The organism is Coralliovum pocilloporae (genome assembly GCF_030845175.1).
In the GTDB taxonomy this organism is placed as follows: domain Bacteria; phylum Pseudomonadota; class Alphaproteobacteria; order Rhizobiales; family Cohaesibacteraceae; genus Coralliovum; species Coralliovum pocilloporae.
Map to the genome: position 1 here is coordinate 2,275,657 of NZ_CP132542.1, position 13,833 is coordinate 2,289,489.

A 13,833-nucleotide genomic window follows, 5' to 3' on the forward strand; every position below is an offset into this window, starting at 1 on the left:
TATGGACCGTCTGGCGGATCTGAGGCGCTTGCTGAGTGAGGCGGGATACGGGTTCGTGGAACCGGCAATCCTGCATCCGGCTGACCTGTTCCTTGAGGTGGCGGGTGAGGATATCCGTCGCAGGGTGTTCACCACCGAAGGCGCAGACGGCAAAACACTCTGCCTTCGGCCTGACTTCACGCTGCCTGTCTGTGCCATGCATCTGGCAGGTGACAATGCCCGTCGTCCGGCGTCTTACGCCTATCTCGGCCCGGTGTTCAGAAAGCGGGCGGGCGATGAACCGGACGAATTCCTCCAGGCCGGAATTGAAGCGATTGGCGACCATGCGGTGCCGAGTGCCGAGGCGGATGCCTCTGTCTTTGCACTGGCATCAAAGGCGGTGACGCTCACCGGTGTCGAGACACAGGATATCCGTCTTGGGGACGTGTCGCTGTTCGAGCATGTACTGGACAGCCTGAAACTGTCTGAGACACCGCGCCGTCTGGTTCGTCGTGCCTTTGGCAATAATGAAGACCTGAGCCGGGCACTTGATCGCCTGCGCGGGGAAGGCAGCGACGCTGGTGCAGGCCAGGGTGATGGCACCCGGACCGGTGGTGCATTGGCTCAGTTCTTTGATCAGGCCGGGCAGGACAATGCGGAACAGGTGATTTCCGAACTGTTCGAGCTGGCCGGTCTGGCCCATACAGGCGGTCGTCCGGTATCTGATATTGCCCGCCGGTTTGTGGAGCAGGCAACGCTTGCCGGTGGCAAGGCCGTATCCGCCGAGCAACTCGTCCTTCTTGAGCGCTTCCTCACCATTTCCGGCACACCGGAACAGGCTGCTGACGCGCTTGAGGAGCTGGGCAAGGCTGGAACGCTGGATCTGTCTCAGCCGGTGGCGGCGTTCCGCAAACGGATGGACGCCATGGCGAAAGCCGGACTGGACCTGAAGAGCATGACATTCTCGACCGATTTCGGGCGCAGGCTCAGCTATTACACCGGCTTTATTTTCGAGATCTACAAGGCTGGTGATACCAGTGCTCCGGTTGCGGGTGGCGGGCGATATGATGCGCTTCTGCGCCTGATGGGCGCACCGGGTGACGTGCCTGCAGTCGGGTTCTCGCTCTGGCTGGATCGTCTGGATATGGAGGGTTCATGATGAGCGCGCCTCTGATCATTGCGGTTCCCTCCAAGGGGCGTCTGCAGGAAAACACCAACGCGTTTTTTGGTCGGGCCGGTCTCAAGGTTCTGCAGCCGGGCGGAGCGCGGAACTATCGCGGCAAAATCCGTGAAATGGACAATGTGGAAATCGCTTTCCTGTCCGCGTCCGAAATTGCACGTGAACTGGCCGCCGGAAACGTGCATCTCGGGGTTACCGGTGAGGACCTTATCCACGAGACCATTCCGCACTCTGATGGCATCGTCGAGATTGTCATGCCGCTGGGTTTCGGCCATGCGGATGTGGTGATTGCCGTGCCGGAAGCGTGGATTGATGCGCGCACCATGTCGGATCTGGATGATATCGCCCATGACATGCGCGGCCGTGCAGGCCGCCAGCTCCGGGTGGCAACAAAATATATCAATCTGACCCGCAGCTATTTCGCCAGACACGGCATTGCGGATTATGTGATTGTCGAGAGCCTCGGCGCGACCGAAGGTGCTCCGGCATCAGGAGCAGCCGATATCATCGTCGATATCACCTCCACTGGCTCAACACTGCGGGCCAACAATCTCAAGATTCTGGATGATGGGGTTATCCTGAAATCCGAGGCCAATCTTGTTGCCTCGCTGACAGCAGACTGGTCGGACAATGCGATTGCCGCTCTCAGGGAAATCCTCGACCGGACATCGGCTGAAGAACGGGCCCGGTCCGTCCGGCAGGTGATGGCATCCGGTGTCGATATGGCAGAGGCAAGCCGCATTGCAGAGGAAACTGGCAGCAGCATTCCCTTTGCTGGTCTGGGCGAATCGGTCATCCTGCATGTGCCGAACAGCAAGGTCTACGAGGCAGCCAGCGGCCTTCGCGCAGCCGGTGCCAGGGCGGTTTCCGTCTCGTCTCTGGATGATGTGTTCGGCGCGGAGAATCCGGTCTTCGACAGATTGCGGCCCAGGCTTGGTTGATGTCACCTCTGCCGAACCGGGATTGGCAGGGGAGGTATGGCGCAGCAACAAACTCTCAAAGCATCGCTGCCAATTCAGGTGAAAGACTTGGTGCTTTAAGACAAAATTAACCATAAAGATGCGGGATGGGGTGGCATTCCCACGTGTTGGGCCTTGGATGAGGCGCAGCACCGGGGGCTGTATCGCCCTCACATTTGATATTTTTGTTATCCGGGCTGGCTCATGACACTTAACCGTCGTTCTTTTCTTTGCGGATTATCAGCCGGTCTTGTGGCTGCTCCTGCGGTGCTGTCGCCAAGCCGGGCGCTTGCCGCGCTTGAGGGGGAAGCGGGTCGTCTTCTGATGATCGGCTTTCACGGTTCATCAGCCAATGCCCGCTCGGCCCGTGCTCTGGCCGCGCATATGAAAGAACGCCGCGCCGGTGGGGTTGTCTTCCTCGGTCACAATGTGAAGAGTCGCAAGGGGATCGACAGTCTGACAGATCTGTTCGGCTCTGCCTCCCGTGGTGGGGGACTCATCGCCATTGATCATGAAGGCGGGGCGGTTCAGCGCCTGAAAGCCAGACATGGATTTACCCGCCTGCCAAAGGCCTTGCGTGTCGGGCACAAGCGCAGCTCTTCAGAAGCGCGGGCGCTCTATGCCCAGGCAGCACGGGAGCTGAAAGCTGCAGGGTTCACTCTCAATCTGGCGCCGGTTGCCGACCTGCACTGGAAACGCAATCCGATTATTGGCCGTAACGGCCGGGCCTTTTCAAGCGATCCGGCAGAAGTGGCCGCTTATGCAGAGGCTTTCGTGAAAGCCCATCGCCGCAATGGCGTGCTCTGCGCGGTAAAACATTTCCCCGGTCACGGCCTGTCCCGGGGCGATACCCATGCCGGGCTGGTCGATATCACCGATTCCTGGTCAGAAGCCGAGCTCGAGCCGTTCAAAGCACTGGTGCGCAAGGGGGCTGCGGATATCGTGATGAGTGGCCATCTCTATCACCGCAGTCTTGAGGATGGTGGCGTGCCGATCACTTTCTCCCGTCGTGCTCTGCGCGGTACACTCAGAACGCTTTTGGGCTTTCGGGGGGCGATCATGACCGATGATCTGGACATGGGAGCCATCCGCAAGCGCTATGCGCAGAAGGAAGCGGTGATCCGGTCTCTGGCTGCGGGCAACGATCTGGTTCTGATGACCAATTCGGCCCGCCCGGACAAAAACCTGCCCAAAAAGGCAGTCCGCTGGATCAGTGAAGCGGTGGAAAATGGTCGCCTGAACCGTCGTGAGCTGTCCCGGTCTATCGATCGGGTGCGGGCTCTGTCCTGATTTGAAGACCATCCGGCCGACCTGAAACAGGACATGCTCCAGGTGGGCCGGATCGTAAAGAATAATCAGGCGCGGGCCATGCGGGAGGCCACATAGTCCCAGTTGACCAGCTTGTCGACGAAGGCCGCGATATACTCCTTGCGGCGATTGCGGTAGTCCACGTAATAGGCATGCTCCCAGACATCGACGCCGAGAAGCGGCATCATGTCATCGACCAGCGGGTTTTCACCATTTGGAGTGGACGTGACAACCAGCTTGCCGGATTTGTTGATTGAGAGCCAGCCCCAACCTGATCCGAACTGGCCGCCGGAAACCTTGATGAACTGGTCACGGAAGGCTTCAAAACTTCCGAAGTCAGCCTTGATCGCTTTTTCAAGAGAGCCAGGCATGCCAGTGCCACGCGGGGTCATCATTTTCCAGAATTCGGAATGGTTCCAGTGCTGGCCGGCATTGTTGAGGACCACCTGATATTTGCCACGATCTGCAGCTGCAGCCTTGACGATCTCTTCAAGAGACAAGCCATCCAGTTTCGAACCCGGGATCAGCTTGTTGAGGTTTCGGGCATAGCTGGCGGCATGTTTGCTGTGGTGCAACTCCATGGTCTCGGCACCGATGACGGGAGACAGCGCGTCATAGCTGTAATCCAGCTTGGGCAGGGAGAAAGCTTCGCCAGCAAGGGCTCTGTGGGTAAATGAGGGGGCACCGGCAATGAGCAGGCCTGCGCCGGTTGCGGTGAGAAACTTGCGACGGGACATGGTCATCTGGAATTCCTTTCCGTTGTCTGTCTCGGGAGGGGACAGATGACCGGTAAACAGTTTGCTGATTTTTTTATTCAGGAAAAGGAATGTGCAGATTGTCGCAGGCGGGAGAGGGCAGGCTTGCCTTATCGGCGCATGGCCTGTTTCAGCCGGAAAGCATCAGACGGCCAGCGTGCCACGAGAGCGGCAAAGAGGCCTTCATCCATGGCGATGGTGCAGCCGGAGAGGTGAAGTTCTGCCCAATGCGCAAGCCTCAGGCTGCGCTGGCGCTCGGACCATGCCTGTCTCTGTCCCAGTACCATTGCGTCTTTCAGGGAAAGGCAGCGGCATTTGAGGCCGCTTTTCAGCGCAAGGCATTCCGTCTCGCTTGGCTTCTGATGCGACCATGAAACGGGTTCAGCATCCAGTCCGCCGGGATAATCCCGCGAAAGGGCGTCAGACATAAAAAAAACCTCCATCGGTTTTAACCGTGGAGGGCTGGCTGTTCGCTCTGTTGCTTCCCAAAGAAGCCACATCTCACCGAAGTGACGACCACCTTGCCGCGACAGGCAGGTTGGCGAGGGCGCCAGCCCTTCTCTTGATGATTTAGTCTCATTTGCCAGATACGAACAGGAAATTCAAGTCACATTCTTGTGCCGTATTGTGCTGGAACCCGCGTCAGTCAGGCCGCTTGGCGGAATAACGTTGCTCGGCTTCATAGTAATCATTGAAGCCCACCCGGTCTTTCAATTCCTCAAACGGCAGGATCAGATCCTCGGTGGTAGCCTCGTCTTTCAACCGGTCGAGCGCTTCTGTCATTGCCTTCATGGCAGCAGACAGGAGTGTCAGCGGATAGGCCGAAAGCTTGAAGCCCATTTCCCCCAGAGCCTGATGTCCGAGAAGAGGTGTCTTGCCGCCCTCCAGCATATTGGCCAGATGAGGGCCGGGAGCGCTTCGTCCGATCTCCTTCATTTCCTCGACAGATTGCGGGGCTTCCACAAACAGGATGTCGGCACCGATCTCACGGAAAAGATTAGCCCGCTCAATGGCCTCTCCCAGTCCATGCTGATGGCGGGCATCGGTACGGGCAAGGATCAGAATATCCGCGCCTGTGTTCCGGGCATGAACGGCAGCCCGAATGCGGTCCAGCGCCTCGTCCCGCTCCACAACAAGCTTGCCCTTTGTGTGTCCGCAGCGTTTCGGAGCCACCTGATCCTCAAGCATGATGGCAGCGAAACCGGCCTGGGCATAGGCTCTGACCGTGCGTTCCACATTCAGAGGATTGCCATAGCCCGTATCGCCGTCGCCAATGACCGGAATAGACACTGACGCGCAGATATTCCGCCCCTGGTCCGCCATCTCGGCAAAGGAGATCAGGCCCGTATCCGGTGCGCCTATGCGGCTGGCGGAGACGCCGAAGCCGCTCATGAAGGCAACAGGAAATCCGGCCTGTTCGATCAGCCGTGCCGAAAGCGCATCAAATGCGCAGGGCATGGTCTGGCAGCCGGGGGCATCAAGAAGAGATCTGAGACGGGATACGGATGTGGTCATGACGGGTTCTCATTGTACAGAGAACCAATGGATAGGCCCGCCGGGCAGGCAAGGCAAGATGGTGCATGAAAAATGGCCGATTGATGAAAGAGATGTCGATCCGCATCCTTTCATCAATCGGCCATCGCAACCGACTTGGCTTTGTTAGTGTAGCGCCCGCAGGGGCTCCGTGCACGCCCAAATGTCTGGTTTCGGGCGTGGACAGGATGTTCGTTTTTTGTGAACGCAGATGGTTGAGCCTACGTTCGGGCTACGATTTCGCGCTCGTTATAGACCGGGAAGTGGCCTGGCAGCCCGATTTTCCGGCGTACGAGAAACCGCGGTCTGCGGGCCGCAAAGTGAGCGTGACGCCGACGTGGCTGTTGAGGTTTCACCACCAGCGGGCCAAGGCGGTCTTCCACGATGGTTTCACGGCCGTCTTCTCCATAATGAAGAGCTGGCAGGCTGAGAATGCCTGCCCAGGCCTTGACCGCAAGGGCCGCGTCTTCTGCGTCGGTAAAGCTGTCGAGCCGCAGGGACAGGGACGGATCCCGATGAACGAGCCAGAGCGTAATGACCGGCTCCTGGCTGCCGTCTTCCGTCTCCCATCTGAGAGCAACATGTCGGAAGGAAGAAACCGGAATCGAGAGTGTCAGCGGAAAGCCCGATTTCAAACGGCCTTTCAGTATCACTCTGGTGCGATCCAGATAGAGTTCTCCACCGCATTCCAGTCTTGAGCGCTGGCTGACGGTGATGAGCGACCGCGCGGGTAAACAAAAGGGGTCGAGCCTATGGGTCGACCCCTCCTGTACCGGAGCGGCTGCTTCCGCTAGGGAAAATTGACGCCTCACAATGCCTCTCCTGAGCCGTGTTTTTTTGTGGCTCTTGTTTATGGCTCCACTCTAGCGGGCAATGTTGAGAACCGTCTTAAGAAGCAGGGTTAAATTTCTGTGTTTTCTGAAAGGGTTAGCGAAGTCTTATTGCGTTTGGTTAAATTGCAATTATCTCTTTTGAGTGGTGTGGACACGTGTCTCGGCCACGCTCGTGATGACCATCCGGCATGGCCCGGTGCTGAACAGCAGCCCCTCCCCAAGAGAAGGCTTCTCTCGGACCACGCTTTGCTCTAAACAGAACCCAGTCCTTTCCATCTGACGGATTCCCGCATGACAGATCAGCTTGATACCCAACTTCTTCAAAGCCGCGCCGAGGCGCTGGTCGAGGCGGCACGCAAGGCAGGAGCCGACCAGGCAGATGCTATTGCAGTGCGCGGGGTGTCGCAGTCAGTCAGTGTCCGGGATGGCAAGGTCGAGGAGAGCGAGCGCTCGGAAGGGGATGATGTGTCCTTGCGGGTTTTCGTGGGCCGCAAGACAGCCTCTGTCTCCACCAATACAGGGGATGATCCATCCGCGCTTGCCGAACGGGCTGTTGCCATGGCGCGGGTTGCCCCTGACGACCCCCATGTGCGGCTTGCAGATGAAGCGGATCTGGTGAGAGAGCTGCCGGAACTGGATTTGCTGGATCGGACGGACGTTTCATCATCAGATCTGACAGAACGCGCTCTTGCTGCAGAGTCTGCCGGGCTTGATGTAAAGGATGTCAGCAAATCCGGCGGGGCATCGGCCAGCTGGTCACTTGGCGGGCTGGTGCTGGTCACGTCCACAGGGTTCTCCGGTGCCTATCTTGGCACCCGCCATGGTGTTGCGATGACGGCGGTTGCCGGTGAGGGAACCGGCATGGAACGCGACTACGATTATGCCAGTGCTGTACATCTTGAAGATCTGGATGATGCGGAAACCATCGGACGTAACGCTGGTGAGCGGGCCATCAGGCGCCTGAACCCGCGTAAGATTGAGACCCAGTCGGCAGCCGTCCTTTATGATCGCCGTGCAGCAACCGGTCTTGTGGGGCATTTTGCCAGCGCGATTAATGGCGGTGCCATTGCGCGCGGCACCAGTTTTCTTAAGGACCGTATGGGTCAGCAGCTCTTTGCCGATGATGTGATGATTACGGACGATCCACGCCGCAAGCGTGGACTGGCGTCAAAGCCGTTTGACGGCGAAGGGTTCGCAGCGGAAGCGCTGACCCTGATTGACAAAGGCTGTCTCACCACCTGGTTGCTGGATTCAGCCACCGCCCACGAACTTGGCCTCAAGACCAATGGTCGAGCGGCACGTGGTGGCTCTGCCCCACATCCCGGCTCAACCAATCTTACGCTGCATGCAGGCAGACAGTCGCCGGAAGAGATGATGGCTGCGATCGGAACCGGTCTTCTGGTAACCGATCTGATCGGCCATGGTGTTAATGGTGTCACCGGGGATTACAGTCGCGGCGCTGCCGGGTTCTGGATCGAGAACGGCGAGCCGGCTTATCCCGTGAGCGAGATTACGATTGCGAGCAATCTGGTTGATATGTTCCGGGCGCTTACTCCGGCCTCGGATCTTGAATACAGGTTTGGCACCAATGCGCCCAGCGTCCTGATCGAGGGGATGACCATTGCAGGACGATAAGGATCTTGCCACCTTGAGCGAGCTGGCCCGGGAGGCCGGTCGCATCGCACTCGGCTATTTCAAGAACAAGCCGGATGTCTGGACCAAGGGCAATGATTCTCCGGTGTCAGAAGCAGATCTGGCAGTGGATACATTCCTGAAAGAGCGTTGCCTGGAGTTTCGTCCGGATTATGGCTGGCTGTCTGAGGAGACAGCGGACAATCCGGATCGGCTTGGTCATAAACGGATTTTTGTCGTGGACCCGATTGATGGGACGCGGGTTTTTCTCAAGGGCGGTGATGAATGGACTGTCTCGCTCGCGGTGGTCGAGGATGGTCGCCCGACCCTGGCGGTTCTCTACAATCCCGTCCGTGATGAAATGCTGTGTGCTGCTCATGGCAAAGGCGCGTCTCTGAACGGGCAGGCTCTTGAGGCGCAAAGCAGAACAGATTTTGCCGAGAACAGCATCAGCGGCCCGAAGATTCACATGGGGCATGGTGCGTTTGACACGCTCAGACCAGCCGTGGGCCGGAATATTGGTTCTCTGGCCTATCGCATGGCTCTGGTGGCAACAGGAAACCTGTCTGCGGCATCGGCTCGCCCGAGGGCTCATGACTGGGATCTGGCGGCGGCTGACCTGATTGTTTGCGAAGCCGGAGCCCATATCACCGATCTGGATGGGCAACTCATCCGATATAACCGGCCAGAACCACGTCATCCGGCCCTTGTCGCCGCTGCACCGGGCCTGTATGAACCTTTCCTGAAGCGTGTCGTCCAGGCAGAGGCCGACCGCACCCACTGACAGGATTTTCTCATGAGCGCATCAGATAAAGAACAATTGCTTCATCTTGTTTTCGGCGGTGAGCTGGAAAGCCTTGACGGTGTAACGTTCAAGGATCTGGGCGCTTTGGATGTGGTCGGTGTTTTCCCGAACTATGCCACAGCCTATGACGCGTGGAAGTCCAAGGCTCAGGCAACGGTGGACAGTGCGCAGACCCGCTATTTTATCGTCCATCTGCACAGGCTTCTCGATCCGTCCTGATCGGCAGCACCCGGTATCGTCATGCGTCAGGCTCTCAAGCGCTTTATGAAGTCGAGAGGCTTGCAGGTCTTCCTCGGCCATGTCTTCTCGAGCTATCTGCGGTTCGTCAAGGCAACCAGCCGGAGGGTTACGGACCGGCAGGATACCCGCGCCTATATCTTTGACAACCTGCCGTTCATCACCACGTTCTGGCACGGAGAGCACTTTGTAACCCCGTTTGAATTGCAGGACGGGGTGGATGTGACCGTGATGATCTCCAAGAGTGGTGACGGGGAAATCAATACTGTCGCCGTTCAGGATCTTGGCTTCGGGGTTGTCCGCGGGTCCGGTGCCAATGACCGCCAGACCGGCGAACGTGTTTTGAAACGCGGTGGCATTACCGGCCTCAAAAACCTCCTGTCCCTGGTCAGGAAACCCAATCAGGTTGTGGCCATGACCGGCGATGTCCCCAAGGGGCCCGCCAAGCAGGCTGGTATGGGGCTTGTGACCCTGGCCCGATTGAGCGGACGACCGATTATTCCGCTCGGCGCTGCAACAAGCCGCTTCATCCGCCTGAAGACCTGGGACAGCATGGTGATCAATCTGCCGTTCAGCCGTCTTGGCATCTGCTGGGGAGAGCCTATTCACATCCCGCGCAATCTGACAGAAGATGAGCAGGAGCACTGGCGACGGGTTGTTGAAGATGAACTGAATCGCGTGACCCGGAAAGCCTATGAACTGGCAGGACGGGATTGGCATGTCTGATCAGGACCAGACGCAGGAGCCGGAACGCAAGGGCAGTATGATGCTGGGGTTCTATCAGCTTCTGGCCCGGTTGCTGACACCGCTTGCTCCTCTGGTTCTTAAACACCGTCTGAAACGCGGCAAGGAACACCCTGACCGTCTGCCTGAACGCAAGGGCATCGCAACCCGGGAGAGGCCGGGCGGTCCGCTGATCTGGGTCCATGCCGCCAGCGTCGGCGAGTTCAACGCCGCGCTGCCGATTGTCAGGCGATTGCGGGACCACAGGGTTACGGTGCTTGTTACCACCGTAACACAGACATCGGCACAGCTGGCAGAGACAGAGCTACCGGACGGAGCCATTCATCAGTTTGTCCCGCTCGATTTTCCATCCTATGTGGAGCGGTTTCTGAGATCCTGGGAACCGGATCTGGCACTTTTCATGGAATCGGAAATCTGGCCCGCCACCATGTCAGTCCTGTCGGACAAGGCGGTACCGCTTGTTTTTGTCAACGGACGGTTATCTGAGCGATCCTTCAAGGGCTGGCAGCGGTTTTCCGGACTGGCCATGCGGCTGTTTTCCACCGTCGATATGGTCCTGGCACAGAGCGAGGCTGACGGAGACCGGTTTCGCAGTCTTGGTGCCGGGCGGGTGCTTGTGACGGGTAATATCAAGTTCGACCGCAAGCCGCTTGAGGCAGACTTTCTCGGCCTGATGGAGCTTGAGCAGCAGATTGGCAAGCGGCCCGTCTGGCTGGCGGCCAGCACGCATCCGGGTGAAGAAGAGATTATTGCAGAGGTCCATGACCGCCTGTCAGACCGGCATTCCGATCTTGTCACCCTGATTGTCCCGAGGCACCCTGACAGAGGCCCGGCGCTGGCAGAGGGTCTCGGCAGGAAATACGGCCACCAGGTTGCTGTCCGGTCAGCAGGAGGGGCTATTCCGGACGGGTCGGCGCTTTATCTGGCAGATACTCTTGGTGAACTTGGACTGTTCTATCGTCTGTCACCGGTCGCGTTTATCGGGGGGTCGCTGGCGGAGCTGGGCGGGCAGAACCCGATTGAGGCGGTCCAGCTCGAAAGCCTTGTTCTGCATGGGCCGCATGTGACGAACTTCCGGTCTGTCTATGACGCCTTATCCGGGGCGGAAGCCTGTATTGCCGTAACCGATGCAGCCTCTCTTGCGCAGGCCGTTGATACAGCATGGATGGACCCGGAGCGGGTCGAGCGGCAGAATCTTATGGCCAGTGAGACGATAAAGGAATTCACCGGCGCACTGGACCGGACGATGCAAGCCCTGCTACCTTATCTGAGCCGGTTGGAGTGATATGAGTCTGTCTGAACCCCGGGGGCACAGGGGTAGTATGAATAGGATTGGGGCAGTATGAAAGCGCCGAGCTTTTGGTGGCGGCGGGCCGGTTTTTTGGCCCTTGTGTTTTTACCGATCAGTATTGTGATCGCGCTCGTGGCGCGATTGAGATTCCGGCGCAAGGGCAAGTCCTTTGATATTCCGGTCATCTGCGTTGGCAACCCGGTTGCAGGCGGTGCAGGGAAAACGCCGACCGCAATCGCATTGGCCGCCCTGTTGAAGGAAGCGGGATATAATCCGGTTTTTGTCAGCCGTGGCTATCGTGGCCGATTGTCCGGGCCTGTTGTCGTAGACCCTCAGCGCCACAGAGCACGAGATGTGGGCGACGAACCGTTGCTTCTGGTCAGAACCGCTCCGACGATTGTGTCGAAGGACCGTGCAGCTGCTGTGGCCCTGGCGGAGAAGGAGGGCTATGACGCTGTCATCATGGATGACGGCTTCCAGAACCCGTCCCTCACGAAGGATTATTCATTTCTTGTGGTTGATGCCCGGCGCGGTGTGGGCAATGGTCTTGTCATGCCGTCAGGCCCGCTGCGGGCACCTCTTGGCGATCAGCTTGACCGGGCCGACAGCCTGGTGGTGATTGGTCATGCGCCGGAAGCTCAGACCATTGTTCGCCCGGCAGCCAAACGGGCCATGCGGATTTTCGAGGCGGCGATTGCTCCGGACAAGGCCGTGGTCGAACGTCTGGGTGATCTGCCCATTGTTGCCTATGCCGGACTGGGACGACCGAGCAAACTGTTTGATACCCTGAAGGAGATCGGCAAACCGCCGGTTAAGGGTATCGGCTTTCCGGACCACCACAGGTTCAAGCCCAAGGATGCCAACAGGCTTCTGACGGAGGGCTGGTATCACGCGGCCCGGCTGGTGACGACGGAAAAGGATATGACCCGTCTGCCCGGCGATGAAACCATTCTGGGCGAGCTGAAGCGCAACTCAATCGCGCTTCCTGTAACGCTCACCTTTGATGACCGGGTGACCATTCTGCGGGAGCTGAAGCCGATTATCGAGCGGCAGAGGCGACGGCGCAGAGCGCCATAACGTGTTCAGGTGCCGGGATGATCAATCCGGGCGTCTGTTTCCTGATAGCGCTGGGTGGCTGCATGCGCATCCACATAGGCTTCCTGCCGGGTGGCGCTCCAGTATTTCAGCTCTTCAAGGGGAATGGCGGTTCCAGTGACAGCGCACAGTACATGGGAGCCTGGAGACAGGACCTGAAAATCACTGTCCAGATAACGGACTTCAGCCTGCTTGCCTGATGTGTTCTTGCTGAACGGGTTCATCATCTTCTCCGAAACATCGTGCGGGGTCGTGGTGCGAACTCTCCTGTTCCTATGAAGCGTTTATCGAGGAAGATCAAGCCTTCCCCGATAAACATCTTCAACGATGATGGGGCAGGGGAGCGCGGGCCTCGCGAAATTCTCCAAGGCTCTGACGCAGGATTGACCAGGCGGATGAAATGAAGAGTACGGCCATCAGACCGGCAACGGCTAGGTCGGGCCAGCCAGTCGCTGTTGCCCAGACGCCGCTTGCGGCCAGCATCACAGCCACATTGCCGATGGCATCATTACGGCTGCAGAGCCAGACAGATCGGACATTGGCGTCACCATCCTTGTACTTCATCAGAAGCAGGACGCTGATCACATTGGCGGCCAGCGCCAGAAACCCGACCACGCCCATCACATGGGCCTCGGGAACACCCGTGACAAAGACCCGATACAGTGTAGCACCAAAGACAAACAGGCCCATGACAAGAAGCGAAAAGCCCTTGAACAGAGCCGCAGTCGAGCGAATGGCAAGAGACTGGCCGATAACGGCAAGGCTGATGCCATAGGTCAGCGTGTCCCCGAGAAAATCGAGCGCATCGGCCTGAAGTGCCTGGGAACGGGCTGCCACACCAGCCGTCAACTCAACAGCGAACATGATGCCGTTCAGAGCGATAACCGTCCAGAGAACCCGTTTGTAAGCGGGTGAGAGACCGTCGAAGCGGGCGTTGTGATTGCAGCATCCGGCTGACATGGAACCATCCTTGGTCTGAATCGGGTTGAAAAGTTCCGGCTCTCCTCTCATGTAATCTCTACAGTCACTGTAGGTTCAAGGGAAAAGTCATGTTGTCGATCGGCCAGATGGCGAAGCAGGCGGAAACCAAGGTTCAGACGATCCGGTATTATGAGGAGATTGGTCTGATGCCCGTACCAGACAGGAGCGAGGGTGGTCAAAGGCGCTATGGCACGGACAGCCTCGACAGACTGTGTTTCATCCGGCACGCAAGGGCGCTCGGGTTTGCTATCCCCGCGATCAGGGAGATGATCGACATGGCTCAGAAGCCCGAGCAGTCCTGTGCGCTGATTGACAATCTTGCATCCCGGCATCTGGCTGACGTACGATCACGGATCGAGAGATTGCAGTCTCTCGAAAGAGAGCTGGAACGAATGCTCGACCATTGTCGTGGCGGGCATGTTGCCGATTGCAGGATTTTAGAGGTTTTGGGAAATCACAGCCTCTGCCTTGAAGAGCACGACCGAGACTGATGAGACCGGA

At 58.3% G+C, this 13,833-nt stretch carries 16 protein-coding genes and 1 riboswitch; of the genes, 10 read left to right on the top strand and 6 right to left on the bottom strand.

Features of this window, described 5'->3' with window-relative positions; all coding sequences use genetic code 11:
* Nucleotide 1 precedes the first annotated feature (1 nt).
* From RA157_RS10530 to RA157_RS10540, 3 genes are all read left to right on the top strand, one after another.
* The gene (locus RA157_RS10530) at nt 2–1,138 is read left to right on the top strand and encodes an ATP phosphoribosyltransferase regulatory subunit (RefSeq protein ID WP_350333080.1); all 1,137 of its coding nucleotides are present in this window, start codon (nt 2–4) and stop codon (nt 1,136–1,138) included.
* Nucleotides 1,135–2,100 (top strand): ATP phosphoribosyltransferase, encoded by a 966-nt coding sequence (gene hisG, locus RA157_RS10535; protein WP_350333081.1) that lies wholly within the window; start codon nt 1,135–1,137, stop codon nt 2,098–2,100. Before RA157_RS10530 ends, hisG begins: the two co-directional genes overlap by 4 nt.
* A gap of 222 nt (nt 2,101–2,322) precedes the next feature.
* On the top strand, nt 2,323–3,408 hold the full coding sequence (locus RA157_RS10540) for a glycoside hydrolase family 3 N-terminal domain-containing protein (protein ID WP_350333082.1): 1,086 nt from the start codon (nt 2,323–2,325) through the stop codon (nt 3,406–3,408).
* Nucleotides 3,409–3,473: 65 nt separating this feature from the next.
* Here RA157_RS10540 and RA157_RS10545 read toward each other — a convergent pair whose 3' ends face one another.
* From RA157_RS10545 to RA157_RS10560, 4 genes are all read right to left on the bottom strand, one after another.
* Nucleotides 3,474–4,169, bottom strand: coding sequence for a superoxide dismutase (locus tag RA157_RS10545; RefSeq protein ID WP_350333083.1), 696 nt, complete (start codon nt 4,167–4,169; stop codon nt 3,474–3,476).
* Nucleotides 4,170–4,291: 122 nt separating this feature from the next.
* Nucleotides 4,292–4,609: a hypothetical protein gene (locus RA157_RS10550; RefSeq protein ID WP_350333084.1), complete on the bottom strand. Its 318-nt coding sequence runs from the start codon at nt 4,607–4,609 to the stop codon at nt 4,292–4,294.
* A 38-nt stretch (nt 4,610–4,647) separates the two neighbouring features.
* Nucleotides 4,648–4,755: riboswitch (SAM-I-IV-variant riboswitch) on the bottom strand.
* A 68-nt stretch (nt 4,756–4,823) separates the two neighbouring features.
* On the bottom strand, nt 4,824–5,696 hold the full coding sequence (locus RA157_RS10555) for an isocitrate lyase/PEP mutase family protein (protein WP_350333085.1): 873 nt from the start codon (nt 5,694–5,696) through the stop codon (nt 4,824–4,826).
* A gap of 239 nt (nt 5,697–5,935) precedes the next feature.
* Nucleotides 5,936–6,526, bottom strand: coding sequence for a DUF6101 family protein (locus RA157_RS10560; protein WP_350333086.1), 591 nt, complete (start codon nt 6,524–6,526; stop codon nt 5,936–5,938).
* 312 nt (nt 6,527–6,838) lie between these two features.
* On the opposite strand from RA157_RS10560, the gene RA157_RS10565 reads away from it, so the two are divergent.
* Genes RA157_RS10565 through lpxK form a run of 6 tightly spaced genes read left to right on the top strand, consistent with a single transcriptional unit; the run spans nt 6,839 to nt 12,333 of the window.
* Nucleotides 6,839–8,182: a TldD/PmbA family protein gene (locus RA157_RS10565; RefSeq protein ID WP_350333087.1), complete on the top strand. Its 1,344-nt coding sequence runs from the start codon at nt 6,839–6,841 to the stop codon at nt 8,180–8,182.
* Nucleotides 8,169–8,963 (top strand): 3'(2'),5'-bisphosphate nucleotidase CysQ, encoded by a 795-nt coding sequence (locus tag RA157_RS10570; protein ID WP_350333088.1) that lies wholly within the window; start codon nt 8,169–8,171, stop codon nt 8,961–8,963. The genes RA157_RS10565 and RA157_RS10570 overlap by 14 nt, the downstream gene beginning before the upstream one ends.
* Before the next feature lie 12 nt (nt 8,964–8,975).
* Nucleotides 8,976–9,203: a DUF4170 domain-containing protein gene (locus RA157_RS10575; RefSeq protein ID WP_350333089.1), complete on the top strand. Its 228-nt coding sequence runs from the start codon at nt 8,976–8,978 to the stop codon at nt 9,201–9,203.
* 21 nt (nt 9,204–9,224) lie between these two features.
* Nucleotides 9,225–9,947 (top strand): lysophospholipid acyltransferase family protein, encoded by a 723-nt coding sequence (locus RA157_RS10580; RefSeq protein WP_350333090.1) that lies wholly within the window; start codon nt 9,225–9,227, stop codon nt 9,945–9,947.
* Nucleotides 9,940–11,250 (top strand): 3-deoxy-D-manno-octulosonic acid transferase, encoded by a 1,311-nt coding sequence (locus RA157_RS10585; RefSeq protein ID WP_350333091.1) that lies wholly within the window; start codon nt 9,940–9,942, stop codon nt 11,248–11,250. The genes RA157_RS10580 and RA157_RS10585 overlap by 8 nt, the downstream gene beginning before the upstream one ends.
* 57 nt (nt 11,251–11,307) lie before the next feature.
* Complete coding sequence (gene lpxK / locus RA157_RS10590; RefSeq protein ID WP_350333092.1) at nt 11,308–12,333, top strand: tetraacyldisaccharide 4'-kinase; 1,026 nt, start codon at nt 11,308–11,310, stop codon at nt 12,331–12,333.
* 5 nt (nt 12,334–12,338) lie between these two features.
* Here the strand turns inward: lpxK and RA157_RS10595 are convergent, their stop codons facing one another.
* Both RA157_RS10595 and RA157_RS10600 read right to left on the bottom strand, forming a co-directional pair.
* A complete protein-coding gene (locus RA157_RS10595) occupies nt 12,339–12,578 on the bottom strand; it encodes a DUF2093 domain-containing protein (protein ID WP_350333093.1) in 240 nt (79 codons plus the stop codon).
* Nucleotides 12,579–12,672: 94 nt separating this feature from the next.
* Nucleotides 12,673–13,311: a cation efflux transmembrane domain-containing protein gene (locus tag RA157_RS10600; RefSeq protein ID WP_350336190.1), complete on the bottom strand. Its 639-nt coding sequence runs from the start codon at nt 13,309–13,311 to the stop codon at nt 12,673–12,675.
* Between the two features lie 89 nt (nt 13,312–13,400).
* Here RA157_RS10600 and RA157_RS10605 point away from each other — a divergent pair, with 89 nt between their 5' ends.
* Nucleotides 13,401–13,823: a MerR family transcriptional regulator gene (locus tag RA157_RS10605; RefSeq protein WP_350333094.1), complete on the top strand. Its 423-nt coding sequence runs from the start codon at nt 13,401–13,403 to the stop codon at nt 13,821–13,823.
* The last annotated feature ends 10 nt before the right edge of the window (nt 13,824–13,833 follow it).

Coding starts and splice junctions, on each gene's coding strand:
- RA157_RS10540 (WP_350333082.1), top strand. CDS start 2,323: ATGACACTTAACCGTCGTTCTTTTCTTTGCGGATTATCAGCCGGTCTT.
- RA157_RS10585 (WP_350333091.1), top strand. CDS start 9,940: ATGTCTGATCAGGACCAGACGCAGGAGCCGGAACGCAAGGGCAGTATG.
- lpxK (WP_350333092.1), top strand. CDS start 11,308: ATGAAAGCGCCGAGCTTTTGGTGGCGGCGGGCCGGTTTTTTGGCCCTT.
- RA157_RS10605 (WP_350333094.1), top strand. CDS start 13,401: ATGTTGTCGATCGGCCAGATGGCGAAGCAGGCGGAAACCAAGGTTCAG.
- RA157_RS10595 (WP_350333093.1), bottom strand. CDS start 12,578: ATGATGAACCCGTTCAGCAAGAACACATCAGGCAAGCAGGCTGAAGTC.
- RA157_RS10550 (WP_350333084.1), bottom strand. CDS start 4,609: ATGTCTGACGCCCTTTCGCGGGATTATCCCGGCGGACTGGATGCTGAA.
- RA157_RS10545 (WP_350333083.1), bottom strand. CDS start 4,169: ATGACCATGTCCCGTCGCAAGTTTCTCACCGCAACCGGCGCAGGCCTG.
- RA157_RS10530 (WP_350333080.1), top strand. CDS start 2: ATGGACCGTCTGGCGGATCTGAGGCGCTTGCTGAGTGAGGCGGGATAC.
- RA157_RS10575 (WP_350333089.1), top strand. CDS start 8,976: ATGAGCGCATCAGATAAAGAACAATTGCTTCATCTTGTTTTCGGCGGT.
- RA157_RS10565 (WP_350333087.1), top strand. CDS start 6,839: ATGACAGATCAGCTTGATACCCAACTTCTTCAAAGCCGCGCCGAGGCG.
- RA157_RS10555 (WP_350333085.1), bottom strand. CDS start 5,696: ATGACCACATCCGTATCCCGTCTCAGATCTCTTCTTGATGCCCCCGGC.
- hisG (WP_350333081.1), top strand. CDS start 1,135: ATGATGAGCGCGCCTCTGATCATTGCGGTTCCCTCCAAGGGGCGTCTG.
- RA157_RS10580 (WP_350333090.1), top strand. CDS start 9,225: ATGCGTCAGGCTCTCAAGCGCTTTATGAAGTCGAGAGGCTTGCAGGTC.
- RA157_RS10600 (WP_350336190.1), bottom strand. CDS start 13,311: ATGTCAGCCGGATGCTGCAATCACAACGCCCGCTTCGACGGTCTCTCA.